The organism is Marinomonas communis (assembly GCF_004363305.1).
GTDB lineage: Bacteria > Pseudomonadota > Gammaproteobacteria > Pseudomonadales > Marinomonadaceae > Marinomonas > Marinomonas communis.
Genome location: NZ_SNZA01000001.1, coordinates 903273 through 921297 on the forward strand (window position 1 = coordinate 903273; position 18025 = coordinate 921297).

At 45.6% G+C, this 18025-nt stretch carries 13 protein-coding genes; all 13 read left to right on the top strand.

Going from position 1 to position 18025, the window contains the following annotated elements; genetic code table 11:
- The first annotated feature begins 34 nt into the window (after positions 1-34).
- The 13 genes from C8D85_RS04305 (at position 35) to C8D85_RS04365 (ending at position 17930) form a co-directional block, all read left to right on the top strand.
- Positions 35-1669, top strand: a complete 1635-nt coding sequence (locus tag C8D85_RS04305; RefSeq protein WP_133560114.1) for an N-6 DNA methylase — start codon at positions 35-37, stop codon at positions 1667-1669.
- The gene (locus C8D85_RS04310; protein WP_133560115.1) at positions 1666-3063 is read left to right on the top strand and encodes a restriction endonuclease subunit S; all 1398 of its coding nucleotides are present in this window, start codon (positions 1666-1668) and stop codon (positions 3061-3063) included. Before C8D85_RS04305 ends, C8D85_RS04310 begins: the two co-directional genes overlap by 4 nt.
- Positions 3064-3096: 33 nt before the next feature.
- Positions 3097-6621, top strand: coding sequence for an AAA domain-containing protein (locus tag C8D85_RS04315; RefSeq protein WP_133560116.1), 3525 nt, complete (start codon positions 3097-3099; stop codon positions 6619-6621).
- A 69-nt stretch (positions 6622-6690) separates the two neighbouring features.
- Positions 6691-7293 (top strand): hypothetical protein, encoded by a 603-nt coding sequence (locus C8D85_RS04320; RefSeq protein ID WP_133560117.1) that lies wholly within the window; start codon positions 6691-6693, stop codon positions 7291-7293.
- A gap of 13 nt (positions 7294-7306) precedes the next feature.
- Positions 7307-7684 (top strand): hypothetical protein, encoded by a 378-nt coding sequence (locus C8D85_RS04325; protein ID WP_133560118.1) that lies wholly within the window; start codon positions 7307-7309, stop codon positions 7682-7684.
- On the top strand, positions 7674-8342 hold the full coding sequence (locus tag C8D85_RS04330) for a hypothetical protein (protein WP_133560119.1): 669 nt from the start codon (positions 7674-7676) through the stop codon (positions 8340-8342). Before C8D85_RS04325 ends, C8D85_RS04330 begins: the two co-directional genes overlap by 11 nt.
- Positions 8343-8433: 91 nt before the next feature.
- Positions 8434-8994, top strand: coding sequence for a glycine-rich domain-containing protein (locus C8D85_RS04335; protein ID WP_211342120.1), 561 nt, complete (start codon positions 8434-8436; stop codon positions 8992-8994).
- Positions 8995-9207: 213 nt separating this feature from the next.
- A complete protein-coding gene (locus tag C8D85_RS04340; RefSeq protein WP_133560120.1) occupies positions 9208-10896 on the top strand; it encodes a sensor histidine kinase in 1689 nt (562 codons plus the stop codon).
- Positions 10889-12235 (top strand): sigma-54-dependent transcriptional regulator, encoded by a 1347-nt coding sequence (locus C8D85_RS04345; protein ID WP_133560121.1) that lies wholly within the window; start codon positions 10889-10891, stop codon positions 12233-12235. Before C8D85_RS04340 ends, C8D85_RS04345 begins: the two co-directional genes overlap by 8 nt.
- Positions 12236-12246: 11 nt before the next feature.
- The gene (locus tag C8D85_RS04350; protein ID WP_244936891.1) at positions 12247-13518 is read left to right on the top strand and encodes an ABC transporter substrate-binding protein; all 1272 of its coding nucleotides are present in this window, start codon (positions 12247-12249) and stop codon (positions 13516-13518) included.
- Between the two features lie 314 nt (positions 13519-13832).
- Positions 13833-15275: an NAD-dependent succinate-semialdehyde dehydrogenase gene (locus C8D85_RS04355; protein WP_133560122.1), complete on the top strand. Its 1443-nt coding sequence runs from the start codon at positions 13833-13835 to the stop codon at positions 15273-15275.
- 27 nt (positions 15276-15302) lie between these two features.
- Positions 15303-16457 carry an iron-containing alcohol dehydrogenase gene (locus C8D85_RS04360; protein WP_425324506.1) on the top strand — a complete coding sequence of 385 codons (1155 nt, stop codon included), beginning with the start codon at positions 15303-15305 and terminating at the stop codon, positions 16455-16457.
- 105 nt (positions 16458-16562) lie between these two features.
- The gene (locus C8D85_RS04365; protein ID WP_133560124.1) at positions 16563-17930 is read left to right on the top strand and encodes a hypothetical protein; all 1368 of its coding nucleotides are present in this window, start codon (positions 16563-16565) and stop codon (positions 17928-17930) included.
- Positions 17931-18025: the final 95 nt, after the last annotated feature.

Below are 18025 nucleotides of genomic sequence, written 5' to 3' on the forward strand. Positions count from 1 at the left end.
GTCTTTTATATCGTGTTATCAACAGAGAAACTTTATGAACAACAATGAGCTGGTCGCCAAACTCTGGAAGCTGTGCGACAACCTTCGCGACGGCGGTGTGTCTTACCAAAACTACGTCAACGAACTGGCCTCTTTGCTGTTTTTAAAAATGTGCGAGCAAACTGGCCAAGATGCAGACTTATTGCCCGAAGGCTACCGTTGGCAGGATCTAAAAAGCAAAGTCGGCATCGAGCAGCACAGCTTTTATAAAACCCTGTTAAACAAACTCGACGGTGATCATCACGCCATCGTGCAAGCAATCTTCTTGAACGTCACCACTACCATTACTCAGCCTGCCCAGTTGACCGAGCTGATCGACAGCATGGATAAGCTCGACTGGTACGACAACGACGGTACGGGTAAAGCCCGTGATGACTTCGGTGATATGTACGAAGGTCTATTGCAGAAAAACGCCAACGAGACCAAATCCGGTGCGGGGCAATACTTCACGCCACGTCCGTTAATCAGCGCCATCGTTGAACTGATAAAACCGCAACCGCGAGAGATTATCCAAGATCCAGCGGCGGGCACTGCTGGCTTCTTGATCGAAGCCGACAAATACATCAAAGCGCACACCAATAACCTTGAAGACTTACCGGACGACATGCAGGCATTTCAAATGGAGCGCGCCTTTGTCGGTCTTGAGTTGGTGCCTGAAACCCGCCGCCTTGCCCTAATGAACTGTCTGCTACACGATATCGAAGGCGACAGCGAACACGGCGCGATTCGCCTTGGTAACACGCTCGGTGCCGATGGCGCCAGTATTCCGAAAGCCCATGTCGTGCTGTCTAACCCGCCGTTTGGCAGCGCTTCCAGCACTAATATTACCCGTAAATTTGTACATCAGACCGGTAATAAACAGCTGTGCTTTATGCAGCATATTATCGACACCCTAGAGCCCGGTGGCCGTGCCGCGGTGGTGATCCCTGACAATGTCTTGTTTGAAGGTGGCAAAGGCACCGACATTCGTCGCGATCTAATGAATAAGTGCAACCTGCATACGATTCTGCGTTTGCCGACGGGCATTTTCTACGCCGCGGGTGTGAAAACCAATGTGCTGTTTTTCCAAAAAGGCACGCCAGATAATCCGCATCAAGATACGAACTGCACCCAAGCCACGTGGGTCTACGATATGCGCACCAATATGCAAACCTTTGGTAAACGCCGCATGCTCTCCGACGCGCACTTTGATGGCTTTATCGCCGCCTATGGCGAAGATGCCAATGGCCAATCCCCTCGGGTTGAAGGCGTGTACCAACAACTGGGCGAAATCGACGGTCTCTCTACTGAAGAAGGCGACGACACCGCCCGCTGGCGCGTCTTTAGCCGTGACTATATCCGCGAACAAAAAGGCGACAGCTTAGACATCACATGGCTCAAAGACCTCGAAGCCAGCAGCGCCGAAAATCTCCCTGAGCCGGATGTGCTAGCTGGCGAAGCCATGGCCGAACTGACCGAAGCCATGGGCGAGCTGTACCAACTGATGCAAGCCCTCGGTGCCGACGACGAAGCCCAAGCGCAAAAGCAACTGCTGGAACAAGCCTTTGGCTTGGAAGAAAAAGCCGTCGAAGCTGCGCCAGAACAAAGCGAACCAAAAGGCCAAGGTGAGTTATTGGGAGGCCAAGCGTGAGCGAATTACCAAAGGGGTGGGTTGAGACAACGATTGGCTCTCTTATTTTGAACATGATTGGGGGAGCAAGCCCCAAAAAAGAAAACTATTCCACATCGGGTACTCTAGCTTTGAATAAGGGTGATATAAAAGAGAATGGAATAATTAAGGTCAAAGAGCATGCTAATTACTTACCCCAAGAGTTTGTAGAAAAACATGCATCAAAAAAAGTCACAAAAGGTGCTATTTTAGTAACTCTTCGGGACTTGTCACAGAAAGCTGACTTTTTAGGGTTAATTTCGACTTACCGTGGAATAGATGATGCACTAATTACTCAAGGGATGTATGCCTTGAATACGAGCGAAATTATACTTAATGATTTGCTTGTTCTTTATTCAAATACAGCTTTTTATCGTTCGTATGTTAAACAACAAAAAGTAGGTGCGACTCAAGTTCATTTACGAAATGAACAGTTCCTTAATATTCCTTTTCCTTTAGCCCCCCTAGCCGAGCAAAGACGTATCGTCGAAAAGCTAGATCAAGTCTTGGCGCAGGTGGACACCATCAAAACCCGCCTCGACGGAATCCCCACCATCCTCAAACGCTTCCGCCAATCCGTCCTCGCCGCCGCCGTGAGTGGGCAATTGACTGGGGGGTGGAGAGAGAGTAACAAGCTACCTTTACCTCAAGACATAAAATTAGGTCAGATAATTTGTGAAGGTCCGCAAAATGGGTTGTATAAAGCACAAAGCTTTTATGGTGAAGGTGTTCGTATTATTCGAATTGATGGCTTTTATGATGGTGAAATTGTTGACTGGAGTAAAGTGAAAAGACTTTCCTTAGAAGACTCTGAGTATTTCAGATGGAAATTAGAAACCGGTGACATTTTAGTCAACAGGGTGAATAGTATTGAGTATTTGGGTAAGTCTGCAATAGTTCGTGAACTGCCTGAGCCAACTGTTTTTGAAAGCAATATTATGAAGTTTAAGGTTAATCCTGATACAGCAAATCCTGAGTACATAGTTAGATTTCTATGCAGCTCAACAGGACTTTCTGAATTACGAAGCAATGCCAAACTTGCGGTAAACCAAGCAAGCATAAATCAGCAAGATATTAAAAACTGCTCGATATATTTACCTGCGCTTCAAGAACAAACCGAAATCGTCCGCTTAGTAGATCAGTACTTTGCCTTTGCCGATACCATCGAAGCCCAAGTGCAAAAAGCCCAACAGCGGGTCGATAAACTTACCCAATCCATCTTAGCCAAGGCGTTTCGTGGCAAGTTAGTGCCACAAGACCCAAATGACGAGCCCGCCGACGAACTGCTCAAGCGCATCGCTACCGCCCGCGCCGAGGCCGAAGCGTTAGCTAAAGCCGCGAAGAAGGCCACGAAAAAGACCAGCAAAAAAGCGTAACATCAGAATAAAGAAGATAAGGAATATCGAGAAGTGAGTACCCAGCAAGACAGCCCTTCGGTGACCCAGAACTGGTTAACCTATTGGCGTAACTCCTTGGCGGACGCAGAAAGTGGTAAAGGTGCGCTTAATGCCGATGATTTAAAAACATTAAGTGTGGTCGGTCTTGAGACTTTTAAAGCTGGGGGCTTACCTACTCATTCAACGCAATTGGCCGAGTTGTTTGAGGATGAAGAGGCCGACACGCAACTGGTGCAAGTGCTGTACCGTCCGATGATGCATAAGGTGCGGCTGCAACACGGTAAGAAAAAGTCAGCGTTATACCCTGATTATGTGGCGCCCTTGCTGTGTCGTCTGTGGGTCAGTCGTAGCGGACGGTTTGTACCTGCGGCCTACCCTGTTATTCCGCGAGATCTCTTAAGCCCACTTCCTGAGGACAGCTTTACCCTACTCGCCGTTGCAGATCAAGACACCTTTTTAACCAAGCGAGAGCCGAAATACTGGTCTTACGATGAAGCATTGACGGTATTGGAAGATGAAGACAGCGAGTTTTGGGAGGATTATTGTGCCGTTGCCCGTGAGCTTGTGGCGCTTTGTGATCGAAGCGCCTTAAAAGAAGATTTCGAGGCGCAAGAGAGCGGCTACCTTATCAAAGTCGATGCTCAGCTAGGTGCCTCAGTGCATATTGTTGGGCTGTATGATTGGTTGTCGCAAACAAAAGACGCTCTGCCGTTACTCACTCAGTACGCCCATACGACACCTGCGCCACGCTTACCTTGCGTAACCAGCGAGCAAAGTTTTGAGCGTCGCCTTGGTCATGGCAGCACCCAATATCCTTTGGCACCTGCCCAGCGGGATGCATTGGGGCAAGCGATGACCATGAATGAAGGGGAAATCTTGGCCGTCAATGGGCCGCCAGGAACAGGGAAAACCACCTTCGTATTGTCATTAGTGGCGTCCTATTGGGTGGAAGCGGCGCTGGCCGAGTCAGAGCCACCACTGATTGTCGCCGCCTCAACCAATAACCAAGCGGTGACCAATGTTTTGGAAGCGTTTGAAAAAGGCTTCGAAGTTACGGATGACCCCTTTGGCAGCCGCTGGCTCTCTAAATTAACCAGTTATGGCGGCTACTTTCCCGCGCGAAGCCGAGAGTCAGAGGCCGCCAAGCAGTATCAAACCGCCAGCTTTTATAAAGAGATCGAGCACCCCGAGGCGATCAAACAAGCGGAAGCTGACTTTTTAGCAAACGCTCGTTTGGCGTTTACTGATGACAGCTTAATGAGTGTCCCTAAGGTAAGAGAATGTCTGCATGATGCGCTACTCACAACGCAACAATCCATCAACCAAACCTTAGCTGCTTGGCAAACCTACAGCCATGCCGAAGACGCTTGGTTTGCTGTTGCCGATGACCCAGAGGTCTGGTTATCCCAACAACTTACCGAATTAGAGGCATTGCACGCCCAAGAATCGGTCATCAAACAGGACTTGAAACAATGGCGTCAGTTTTGTGCCGATGAATCATGGTGGTTATCGCTGTTTGGCTTTTTACCTGCTGTGTCACGCAAGCGCCAGCTCCGCCGCGAGCTGTTTATTGAAGCGCATATCAGTGACAAGGGGCGGGATATCTTTCGTGCGTCAGGCCGTGACTCTATTGAACAGGCATTAAAGCAGTGGCTTGGCAGCCATGAACAAACACGCCACGCCCATGAAGATGACATTGCGCGTTTACATGAATTAAAAGCACAATATGAAACAGCAAAAGAAGCGTTTGCAACAAACTGGTCAGACTTAAACACGGAACAGCTAATCCCCTGCTCTTTCGACGAGTTAGATGGCGCACTGGACATCACATTACGCTTCAAGCTGTTTCAACTTACCACGCATTATTGGGAAGCACGCTGGCTCGAAGATTGTACCGAGACGGCGCTGCACAAAAGCCTGCAGCAACAAGCGAAGACAGGCAAAGAAAAGACAGGGTTAAAAGCTGTTCGTCCGCGCTGGCGACGCCGTATGAAATTAACACCCTGTGTGGTTTCTACACTCTATGCGTTACCCAGCCATATGACCTATCAGGTGTTTGAAGGGGATAATAACTTTCGCACTGAATACTTAGCGCAGGAAATCGATTTATTGATCATTGATGAAGCTGGACAGGTGGCACCAGAAGTGGCTGGGGCGTCGATAAGTTTGGCAAAACGTGCAGTGATGATTGGCGATGTATCACAGATTAAACCAGTGGTGGGTGTCGCGCCGTCTGTAAATTTAGGGAATTTATTGACCAATCAGTTGATTGCTTCAAATGAAGACTACGAGGCTGTCATAAATTCTGGTCATTCTGTAGTGGGTGGTAGTGCGATGCACGTGGCACAAACTGCTAGCCGATACCACTATTTGCCGAAAGCTGAGCCGGGCATGTATTTGCGCGAACATCGCCGTTGTTTAGAACCCATTATCTCGTTCTGTAACGACCTGTGTTATCAAGGGTTACTGCAGCCGTTAAGAAGTACGCAGGCGGTTGATTCATCTATACCACCGTTTGCCTATGTACATGTGGATGGCCGATCAGAGCGTCCACCATCTGGTAGTCGTATCAATGAGCTGGAAGCCATCACCATTGCCGAATGGCTTCTCAACGAGCGAGAACGTCTTGAAAGCGCTCATAACTTGCCTTTAGCCAAAATTGTCGGCATCGTTTCGCCATTTAAAGCGCAAGCAGAACTGATCAAAACAAAGTGCCAAGAGCTGGGAATAGAAGTCGGTAACCAAACCGATCAAATAACCGTTGGTACAGTCCATGCTCTACAAGGTGCAGAGCGTCCAGTTGTGCTTTTTTCTACCGTGTACTCACGCCATTCAGACGGGCCATTTCTTGATCAAGACTTGTCTATTTTAAATGTTGCAGTATCGAGAGCCAAAGATAGCTTTATCGTATTTGGCGATATGGAAGTGATTACCAATGCGGCAATAGGTACCCCAAGAGCGCTATTAGCAAACTATTTGTTAAAAGACGATGCCAACCAACTGATGTTTCGTGTCACTCAAGCACGGCCAGATCTACTAAAACTCTGCCCACACCCCAAGACACTAAATAACTCGGAAGAGCATGATCAATGGTTAAAAGATGTATTACAGCACGCTAAAAAGCAGGTAGTGATAGTGTCACCTTGGTTGTCTTATACCAAGCTTAAAGAACATGGGTTTATAGAAGCGTTTTCTGTTGCAATGCAACGTGGCGTTGAGGTCATCCTCTACACAGACCATAGGTTTAATACCTATTTAGACAAAGATGAAAATGCCAAGAAAGCCCGTCAGTTTGATCAAGATTGTCATGAGCTAAGACACCAAGGCGTCATTGTCAAAGTCGTTAATAAAGTACACAGCAAACTGGTGATGGGCGATGAAACTTTTTTATGTGTTGGTTCCTATAACTGGGCCAGCGCCTCAAGAGATGGAGACTATAAACACATGGAGACGTCATTAGCGTATACAAACAGCCACTTAAAAGAGGAGATATCGACTCAAATTGAGTATCTAGAGAACAAGGTTCGACAGGATTAAAAAGTGAATTAGGTCAAGCCATTGATACCTTGGACTAATTCAAAAATGGAATTTAATAGAGATATATTTATGTCATCGATGATGAAAAACATACTTGCTTACGCGGATCTTTTCCTGGGTTACCTCACGTCAGTCCTGATGCGAGTGCTCTTATATGGACTGACCGCAATATTCACGCTTGCAGCGATACTTGTTGTACTGATTGGCCCATTTGAGGGACGCTTTGATTTAAACGAACTGGATAATTTGGAACTCGTGGTACAAATTGTGTTTGTTTTAATCACCGTTCGTTTCTTTAAACGTAGCAAATCGGAAGGCATAGCTTTCTGGCCATGTTTAAAATCTTACTGTTTCATATCCACTTTTTTGAGCATTCTATTTCTAGCTGCCATAGCTTTAGCTTTTTTGATGCTCCTCAAGCAAGAAGGTGAGATTGGTCGAAGTGACTTATATAGGCTTCCAGATTTTAAATATTTTTTATTCAGTGGCCTTTATCTTTTGGTATTACATGCTTTTACGCCTTTACCAAAGTTAAACCTGATTAAAAAGACCGTTAAAAAACAAGATTCAGAAAATAACGATTCAGATTGGCTAGAGTCAGATCACGCTAATTTCTTCGCCGACAGCGCAGGCAATACTCGTACAAATTCAATGGACTCGGGCAATAGTTAAAAAGGATTTTAAAATGTTAACACGCACGCGAATTTTATGGCTTGTTCTATCTTTGGTATTGAGTGGCAATGCTCTTGCGCGAAACGATATTCCTCTAGAAAATGGTGCAGATTTTTTGATAGATGCTTGCCGTGAAGTAGTGGACATCTATGATGCAAGAGGCAAGGAAAAACTTCTGGCCGCTCAGCGTACATCACTGGCCGAAGGGATCCGAACGGGCTACTGCTTAGGTGTCATCGTGCAATACCGTAAAAATGCCGGATATTGTCGTTATTCAAAGCGAAATGTTTTGGAAATGGCGCAAGCCATAGCCAACAACAATTTAACTGTCTCACAACTGCGCAGAACCTCATCGTCGGACCTTTTAGAGGAAGCCTACTGTGGACTCTAGATACTATAGTATTCCAGACGCGCTGAGGCTTCTGTTTGGCTCAGATATTCTGAGCCAAACACCCTCATTGAGAAATAAAGCTAACTCTTTTTTGCGCAACGATCTTTTAACCTTTAAAGAGGAATTGATTGTTCATAAGAAGAGCAAGTTAATTCCTGAAACAGAGCTAAATACCTTGTTCAATGCCATGCTATTGAGCTCTATTTTCGCTGACCCAAAGGAAGTGAAATCAATTTTCTGCGAGCCAGATAAGCGTCAGCAATGCACTGAGATAGTCACAGCCATGTTCACCCGCCAGCACTCGCTCGCGGGGATTGCGCTTTCAAGTCAGAACACATCTGAGTTTGTGGCCTGTCTTGAGGGCGACTTTGATCTCAGAGCTGCACGTTTACCCAATCCATTTAAAACCTTGCCGCAGGCATCGCTTGGCAGCAATACATCACTGCTACGAGTGCTACTGGCTCAAGCCGCGGCGCTGGAGCCGATGGACAGTATTTTGATGAAGTACTTAGATGGCGAATGGTTGGAAGCAAAACGCTTAATCAATCAGTTAGACATGACTGCGCCAGGTGTGGCGGAGCTAAAGACAGAAATCGATCGTAAAATCCGTGACGCTGAAGAGGTCGACGACCTACTCGACTTTATGCTCAAGCTCTAATCGCTTAAAAAGATAATTTTTTAGAAAAACGCTATGTTGTGCAATGCACAAGTTGAATCTAGATCTCGTCAACAACGAACGGAGATTCAACATGACTACATTAACTTCAGCAACATCGACTATTCAAAACCAATTCGAACAGAAACCGTTCACACCGGTATCAGATTTAAATACAGCGGATGGTATTAATAGGTCAGTGCATGCGATTAATTTTGAGAAGCTCAAATGGAAGCTTACCCAGTCAGCCGAGGCAACTTGGAGCAATGAAATGTGTGACTTTGCAGAGTTAGAGTACAAGAAGTTTCTAACATTGAAGCTTCTCTACCCAAAAGTCTCTTTTGTACCAAGTAAGATCGTGGATAAGTTTTGGCACGAGCATATATTAGATACAAAATCTTATGCCGAAGACTGTATGACACTATTTGGCTCGTTTCTTCACCATTATCCGTATTTTGGTATTTATGGTGATGATGATCAGCAAGCCTTACAGGCTGCTTTTGATAAGACGATTAAGTTGTACGAAGCTCACTTTGGGCCATATCCAACCGAGGAGCTTTTTGGGTCCCAGAGTGTAAATGCAGCAAGATGTGCAGATCACGCCTGCCATGTTCCAAGTACTTGCGCATGCCGTGTCCCAGGTGCGTGCAAATAGGCTGAAGCCATTTTAGACAGCACCATATTATTGAGCGGGTGCTGTCTAAACCGATGTTATTTTCTAAACCTCGACAAACACTTTATTTAGCGAATTGAATAGTAGCTATAAGATCACCATTTATAGCGCTATACTCGTTTCTCCAGTTGCAAAAATGAACTATCAGTGCATCTCTAAACCGGCTTACAGACAGTATTTTTAAGGCTTTATCTATTGTCATCAATATCTCAACACAAACGTTTATCGAGCCGATACTTACTTTTGTCTCTAGTTGTGGCATTGGTTCCATTATTTATATTTGCCGGTCTTTATGATCGATACTTTGACCAGCTAGTTTCAAAAATTACAGATGGGCGAATCAATACTCAAGTTGCCGCGGTTCAAAATGAGTTTCGCGTTCATCTAAGAGAGCGCTTGTATCAACTTGATGTACTTGCGGATGAGCTTGATTCTCCCGAAATTTTTCAAAAAGATGGTAAACAAAATCTTCCTGAGGAACTGGAAGCGCTTTTGCGGTTACAGACTGACCTTAATAATGTTTACGGTATTGCCTTTTTTGATGCTGAAAAGCAGTTTCTTTGGAGTTTCCCTGAGTACGCCTATTCACCGGACAGGTATCACGCAGTTCAGCCTTACAAAACACAGTTTGAACAGGCGGATATTTTAGGGCCGGAAGAGTTTACCTTTGATCGACCAAGCTCTGTCCTACTTGTTAAACCAATTATCGGTTTATCCGGTAATAACAAAGCGCCCTATTTAGGGCTTATTCTGCGTTTCAACTCGTTAGCAGCAATCCCAAAATCGTTGGGCACGGATGGGATTTTTACTCCTTATTTAGGCGTGCCAGGTAACCGCATCTTTGACATCGTAGGTCAGCCAGTTCAGAGCATAGACCAATACGCTCAAACGTTTGACTTGTTCCCAGGCTGGTCTATCAAGCTTAAACAAAACGAAGTGCTTGCTGCACCGCCTAGCGCAACCCTTAGATATTGGTTGATTGGCTTGGTGATATTAACAGCAGCTTGCCTTCTACTTGTTCATTGGTTTATTTCCAAACGCTTGAATCGTCAATTAGACACGCTGATTGTGGGTATTGAACGAGTTGCTTCAGGAGATCTCAAATCTCCAGTACCAACTCAGCCGGGCACAGAGCTTGATCGACTAACGATTGCGATTGAGAAAATGCGTTCTCAACTTAATCAAGTGATTCAATCAAATGTTGAAATGGAAAGGCGAGCCTCTCTCGGGAATCTAGCAGCAGGGCTGGCTCATGATATCCGCAACCCGCTTAACATCGTTGGGATCACGACCAAAGCATTATTAAAAAGAGAGCTTAATGATGAAAAAAAAGAAATGCTCTCTATGGTCAAGGATGAACTTGGACGGGTAAATCGAGTGATTGACAACTTATTAAACTTTGCTCGACCAACGCCTCCTAAACAAGAAGTTGTAATATTGGCTGAGGAGCTTCAGCTGGTTTCGAACCTTTTAAACGCAACAGTACACAAACATAAGGCTAACTTGCGCATAGAGTGTGACGCGACATTAGAACTGTTAGCAGACCCTACTCACTTGCATCAGGTATTAATAAACCTTGTCTTAAATGCTATCCAGTCTTTTAATGGTCAGGGCGGTAACGTGACCATTAATGCCAAACGTGAGCCTGAAGAGTTGGTCATCGCCGTTATTGATAATGGTCCGGGTATAGACTCGTCACATCTTGAGCGGATTTTCGAACCCTTTTACACCACGAAATCCACCGGCACAGGTCTTGGTTTAGCCATTTGTCAGGCTCTTATTCAAGCCAACCATGGACGGATGGAGATTCACTCTACCAGTGAAGGCACCACTGTATGTTTAAAATTCCCAATACAAGCAAAGTTAGACGATACTTATGAGTAACCTAAGCGTTTTGGTCATTGATGATGAACAGAATTTAGTACGAAGTATTAAGTTCTCTTTGAATAATCAAGATATTGAACTCTCAGCCGCTTTTACAGGGCAAGAAGGGATAACCGCATTTGAGCAATTAAACCCCGACTTAATTCTGCTCGATTTAGGCTTACCAGATATGTCTGGGCTTGAGGTATTAAGCCATTTAAGACAGCTTTCTCCAACAACGCCCGTGATCATGATCTCTGCTCATGGTGATACTAGAACAGCAGTTAAAGCTGTCAAAGAAGGCGCTGTGGACTACATTACTAAACCCTTTGATGTAGATGAGCTTGAACTGCTGATGCTCAGAACCGCTGAGCAGCAAAGAGCCACCAAAGAACTCGCCTTTCTTAGAAATAAAGATGATCTAAACAATCAGATCATTGGCCAGTCGACGAAAACTAACCTGCTTAAGAAAATGATCACTCAGGTTGCCAACAGTGCCGCCAGAACTATTTTAATTCAAGGCCCATCTGGGACTGGAAAAAGCATGGTAGCAAAGAGTATCCATAATCAGCGTTTTAGCAATGCTCCTTTTATCGAAGTCAATTGTGCTGCATTGCCTGAACACTTGATTGAAGCGGAACTTTTTGGCGCAGAAAAAGGTGCTTATACCGGGGCAACATCTACACGTGATGGCCTCATTGCGCTGGCAGATGGTGGTACGTTATTTTTAGATGAAATTGGCGAAATGCCGCTTAATATTCAAGCAAAGCTACTGACGTTTTTAGAACAAAGAACCTTTCGTCCTGTTGGAGCAGGAAAAGAGCGAAAGTCGAATACAGTCATCATTGCAGCAACGAATCAGAACCTTGCTGAACAAGTATCAGAAGGTCGTTTTAGACAAGACCTATTTTATCGGCTGAATGTAGTACCTGTTGAAATTCCGGCGTTGCAAGAACGCGCCACGGACATTCCAATCCTTGTTGAACATTTCTCTAGCCTCATGGCTCAAAATGAAAGCTGCCAACCAGTGATCATGACACCGGAAGTCATGATGTCATTACAACAGTATGCTTGGCCCGGAAATATTAGGGAACTAAAGAACCTAATCGAGCGATTAACGATCTTGTACCCAGGTGAACACATAACTTGTTCGTTATTACCTAACGAAATCCTACCGAAAACTCCAACATTGCATTCACCGCAAACAAGTTACGATGAGCAGGTTGAGTCAAAAGAAAAGGAAGTCATTTTACAGGCGCTCAGTTCGACTCAAGGAAAAAAAGGCTTAGCGGCTGAGAAGCTCGGCATTTCAAGACATGCCTTAAAAAGGCGGATGCAACGCTTAAATTTAGACCTTTAACTGAATGTACTATGCAAAATAAAAATAAATTTAAACTTCGTATTAACAATACGCTTTGTCTATTAATGGCTTGCTTACTTTCGCAAAGCACCCTTGCAGAAACAAGGTTAGGTTCTGCCGATGAATACGCGACCAAAGTAGGCTGTTTATTTCCTATGACAGGTCGTGGCGGCCTTTATGGACACGATAGTTTGATTGGTATTCAAATCGCTTTGGAAAAGATCGCCTCTTCCCCGCGTTATCCAGAACTTCAGGTATTAATTGAAGATTCACGTTCGAAAGCGTCTCGAGCGACTCGTATTGCGCGAACGTTTGCCCAAGAGGAAGGCGCTCGTTTCTTATGTGGCGTCGTTAACTCTTCTGTTGCGATACAGGTCGCGCAAGTAGCGAGCCAAGAGGAAGTGTTTTTTATTGGAACTGATCATGCTTCATCACGCTTAACAGAGCCATTAACCAATCCTTATTACTTTCGGCTCAGTAATAACACCAAACAAAGCATGCTAGCGGGTGCTAAATACATTAAGGAGCATCTACTCCCTAAGACGAATAACCGCCCTATTCGTATTTCCTACATAGCGCCAGATTACGAATACGGTTACTCCGTCTGGCAGGACCTCACCAGCGCTTTGGACGAATTAAACGTACCGTATCAAATCGTAACGACATTATGGCCTCGATTGTACGAAGCAAATTATTCACCTTTTATACGAGCTTTAATGGAGCAACCGACAGATCTTATTGTTAACTCTATGTGGGGAGGTGACCTCGTTGCCTTTATTCAACAGGCAAAAAGTACTCCCCTGTTTGATCATTCTGCGTTCGCAAACTTTGATACGGGGGGGAATTACGAAGTCCTTGCCGCATTGGGCGACGACATGCCAGATGGTTTGATCATGTCCTCCCGACATCACACCAATTGGCCAAGAACAGAACTAAACCACTGGTTTGTTGAACGATTTAAAGCGATAAGCGGTCGCTATCCTTCTTATGCCGCGGAAGGCGCCTACTCGGGGCTAATGGCCATTGCGGAATCCCTTGCGATTGCCGGAACCAATGCCAGTAACGATACAATAAGAAAGACTCTGGAGCAGCTTGTACTCCATCTGCCGGAGGACCCCATTGGTTACTCATCTTTTATGGATGAGCGAACACACCAAATTCAGCAAGTCATTGCGATAGGCACAACTCAAGCTAATTCAAATCAGCTCCCAGCCAAAAAACTGCTTGGCGATTGGGTTGTCTATTATCCTAGTCGCTTCAGCCCATTTAAAAATAAAGAATAAAACCAGCGAGCGGAATCCGCTCACAATTTCATGTTAATCATGAGCGGATTCCGCTCATGATTAACATGAAACACCATATAAAAATAATTTTTCCCTTTAATATCAATGCAGTAACAAAACTTACAAAACTGGCACCACCTTTGCTATCTCACCTTTAGTACTGCGATCAGTGCGCTCATTTAAGATAAATCAACATTCATAGTACTGCTCAATCGTGAATGTTGACTGAAGCGCACTAGCAGTCGTTTGGCAAAATTAAGACTTGTTTATCACTTGCTTTGCCTACGAATCATAAAAATAAAGGTGTTATAACTATGTATCTACATGATGCGTCTCTATTAAAAGAACGCTGCCTAGTAAACGGCCAATGGGTTTCCGCAGCGGATAATAAAACCATCCCTGTCACCAACCCTGCTAATGGCGAAATCATTGCTCATATCCCTCACCTAAGCGCAGACGAAGTGCCTTCGGTTATCGAAGCGTCACAAGAGGCTCAAAAAAAATGGGCGGCTATGGCAGCAAAAGAACGCTCAAAAATCCTGCGTCGCTGGTTTGATCTCATCATCGAAAATACCGATGACTTGGCAATGATCATGACCTCTGAACAAGGCAAACCGTTAACGGAAGCCAAAGGTGAAATTGGCTATGCCGCTTCTTTCGTTGAATGGTTTGCAGAAGAAGCGAAACGCGTTTACGGTGACACAATCCCTGCCCCGGTGACAAATCAACGCTTAACTGTTATCCGACAGCCTATTGGTGTGACAGCCGCGATTACTCCTTGGAACTTCCCGGCAGCGATGATTACTCGTAAAGCGGCCCCAGCGCTGGCAGCAGGCTGCTCTATGATTGTTCGCCCAGCCGACTTAACGCCTCTGACTGCTTTAGCACTTGCTGAATTGGCACAAAGAGCAGGCATTCCAGATGGCGTTTTCCAAGTGATTACCGGCTCAGCTAGCAAACTTGGCAAAGTCTTAACAGATAGCAATGTGGTGACCAAACTTTCGTTCACTGGTTCAACAGAAGTGGGTCGTTTATTGATGGCTCAATGTGCGGACACCATTAAGAAGGTTTCCCTAGAGTTGGGTGGTAACGCGCCGTTTATTGTGTTTGACGATGCGGACCTTGATAAAGCTGTCGAAGGCGCTATGGCGTCTAAGTACCGTAATGCTGGACAAACCTGTGTGTGCGCAAACCGCATTTTAGTTCAACGCGGTGTTTACGATGCCTTTATTGCCAAACTTCAAGAGAAAGTGGCAGCACTGAAAATTGGTCATGGCATTGAAGATGGTGTCCAAATCGGACCGATGATTGAAGAAAAAGCCATCACCAAAGTAGAAGAGCACATTCAGGACGCGGTTTCTAAAGGTGCGAAGTTGATCCATGGTGGCGAGCGTCTAGGCGGTTTATTCCTTCAACCTTCGATCTTGGTGGATGTCACCAGCGATATGAAAGTGGCGCAAGAAGAAACCTTCGGCCCGATGGCCCCAATCTTTCCATTTGATACAGAAGAACAAGCTGTTGCCATGGCAAACGACACCATATTTGGTTTAGCCGCTTACTTCTTTACTAAAGATCATGCGCGTAGTGTGCGCGTTTCTGAAGCCTTAGAGTACGGCATGGTAGGTCACAACACTGGGCTTATTTCCAACGAAGTTGCACCGTTTGGTGGTGTTAAACAGTCAGGCCTAGGACGTGAAGGCTCTAAGTACGGTATCGAAGAGTACTTGGAACTGAAATACATCTGCAGCGCTCTTTAACACGAGGAAGTCATTATGTCTCAAGGTATCAAACCCTTTTCTTTTAATACTCCAGGCTCCATGCATGTTGAATGGGGCGGAGCCAAACGTCTTGGTGAACTAGCGTCCGAATGGTTCCAAGAACGTAACGTTCTGCTTGTAACGGATAAGTTCCTGAGTGAAAGCGGTCTGTTGAACGAAACTAAAGCCTCTTTAGAAGCTCAAGGTTTCAGTATTTCCATTTTCGATGACGTAGTGGCGGATCCACCAGAACACGTCTTAATGGCCTGCGTAGATTTTGCAAAAGCCAATCAGACTGATTTGGTGATTGGCTTGGGCGGCGGCTCACCAATGGATATCGCTAAACTAGTGGCCGTTATGCTGACATCAGAGCAGCCATTGTCTGAGCTATATGGGATTGGCAAAGTACAGGGCAAGCGCGCACCGTTACTTCAAATTCCAACCACAGCAGGAACCGGTTCTGAAGTTACCAACATCACCATTTTAACAACAGGTGAAACTACCAAGATGGGTGTGGTTTCTAAGCAGTTGTACGCAGATTATGTCTTACTAGATGCTGAGTTAACCATTGGTTTACCTTCCCTACCGACCGCTGCAACGGGCATTGATGCCATGGTTCACGCGATTGAAGCGTACACGTCGGTACACCTAAAGAACCCTCTTTCTGATGTGCTGGCAAAAGAAGCATTACGTTTGCTTAGCAAAAACTTGCTGACCGCTTGCCAAGAAGGCACTAACCGCGCAGCACGTGAAGCCATGCTATTGGGTGCCAACTTAGCAGGCCAAGCTTTTTCAAATAGCCCAGTCGCAGCCGTGCACGCTTTAGCTTACCCATTAGGTGGTCACTACCATTTACCGCATGGTTTAACCAATGCACTGATGCTAGGCCCTGTGCTTCGCTACAACATGAAAGAAGCTGCATCGCTTTACGCTGAGCTTGCTGACGTAGTACTGGATTCCCCTGAAGGAAACGAAAACAGTCGAGCAGAGCAATTCGTAGCCTTTATGCAAAACCTAATGAATGAGTCTGGCGCGCCACAACGACTACGTGATGTTGGGGTCACTGAAGAGAGCCTTCCAACACTCGCCAAAGATGCCATGCTGCAAACCCGTTTGCTTGGTAATAACCCTGTTCCAGTGACTGAAAGCGATGCCCTAAAACTGTATCAAGAAGCTTTTTAATTCACTGAAACAATGTTCGTTTCTGCAATAAAAACGTGTAGCAACGCCCCTGCACCCCCTGGTTGCAGGGAACTTGAATTATTACAAAAATAATAGGAAATCATCATGAGTAAAGAACGTATTGATGGCCAAGAAACACCCTTTTGGTCTATGGGCCCTTTTAAGGTCCGCCTCCCGTTTGTCCACTACCGCATAGAATGGCCTGATTACTTCCAAGGCCTGCTTATGTGTGCAGTCGACCTTGCTGCCATCCCATTAATGACCGAGTTACTAGGCATGCCATTTGAAGTGGCCTTAGCGGTTGTTATGTTAAACGGCCTTTTCTACTTGTTACACCACTTGTTAGGTGACCCTGTTGTTCCTGGCTGGATTACTCCTGCAATTCCGCTATTGATGGCATACTGTACAACCTTCCCTGAAGGGCCTGAACGGATCCATGCCTTAATATCCTTCCAGCTCTTGCTCGGGATATTCTCGATATTTATCGGGGCATCTGGACTGGCTCACAAGGTGGTTTCGTTAATCCCCCAAGCCATCAAATCTGGGGTCATTATTGGTGCCGGCATTGCAGCAGTCATGGCTGTATTCAAAGTAGACGGCCGTTTTGATACTTACCCAATCACCATCACTCTTGCAGTGGGCATTGCGTTTTATGTGATTTTCTCGCGCCACTTTGCGCATTTAAAACAGAACAACGCTTTCTTTAACGTGATTGGTAAATTAGGTGTTTTCCCGATTGTTGCCTTAGCCATTGTTATTGCCCCTACCGTTGGCGAAACATCATGGCCAGACATCCAATGGGGCTTTTCTTCGCCTGATTTCGTTACACTTTGGAACGAGTACACTGTGTTTGGCCTTGGGATGCCGCCCTTAATGATGTTTTTAACTGCAATTCCTACGGTGTTAGCAGCTTATATTGTTCTATTCGGAGATGTATTACAAAGTCGAGCTATCTTGGAAGAAGCTGACCAAATTCGCAAAGACGAAAAAATTGACTATGATCCAGACCGCGCGCACATGATTTTTGGTGCACGTAACTCTGCCATGTCAATTTTAGGCCCTGATGTTGCTATGTGTGGTCCACTTTGGGCGGCGATGCACGTCGTGATCGTCGAGCGTTTCAGCCAAGGTAAGAAAGCCATGAAGTCCATCTTTGGTGGTGCTGGCTCTTTCCGTTGGGGTACTAATACGGGCTTGCTTTTCATGCCAATCGTAACCCTAGTGCAACCAATTCTAGGGGTTGCGCTGGCACTAACGCTACTGATTCAAGGCTACGTATCGGTTCGAATCGGGGTAATGGAAGCACGCTCACAACGAGACCTTGGTATTGCCGGTATTGTCGCGGCCGTTCTTGCCACACGAGGTGCCACATGGGCCTTTGCTGTCGGTGTTGTGCTTTGTATTTTGGTCTACGGACGTGATTTCTTCAAAGGCGAGAAAGACAAGACCTTTGTGAAAGACCAAGCTCAATAAAGCTCCTAGCGCTATCGCGTTTAGGAAAAATGCTAAAGATAAAAAATGCCCCAAGTGTTTCATCACTTGGGGCATTTTGTTATCACAATTTAATA

What these genes read in the sequence shown, in the direction of transcription:
- C8D85_RS04345 (WP_133560121.1), top strand. Translation starts at nt 10,889, where the DNA reads ATGAGTAACCTAAGCGTTTTGGTCATTGATGATGAACAGAATTTAGTA.
- C8D85_RS04350 (WP_244936891.1), top strand. Translation starts at nt 12,247, where the DNA reads ATGCAAAATAAAAATAAATTTAAACTTCGTATTAACAATACGCTTTGT.
- C8D85_RS04365 (WP_133560124.1), top strand. Translation starts at nt 16,563, where the DNA reads ATGAGTAAAGAACGTATTGATGGCCAAGAAACACCCTTTTGGTCTATG.
- C8D85_RS04320 (WP_133560117.1), top strand. Translation starts at nt 6,691, where the DNA reads ATGTCATCGATGATGAAAAACATACTTGCTTACGCGGATCTTTTCCTG.
- C8D85_RS04305 (WP_133560114.1), top strand. Translation starts at nt 35, where the DNA reads ATGAACAACAATGAGCTGGTCGCCAAACTCTGGAAGCTGTGCGACAAC.
- C8D85_RS04335 (WP_211342120.1), top strand. Translation starts at nt 8,434, where the DNA reads ATGACTACATTAACTTCAGCAACATCGACTATTCAAAACCAATTCGAA.
- C8D85_RS04325 (WP_133560118.1), top strand. Translation starts at nt 7,307, where the DNA reads ATGTTAACACGCACGCGAATTTTATGGCTTGTTCTATCTTTGGTATTG.
- C8D85_RS04355 (WP_133560122.1), top strand. Translation starts at nt 13,833, where the DNA reads ATGTATCTACATGATGCGTCTCTATTAAAAGAACGCTGCCTAGTAAAC.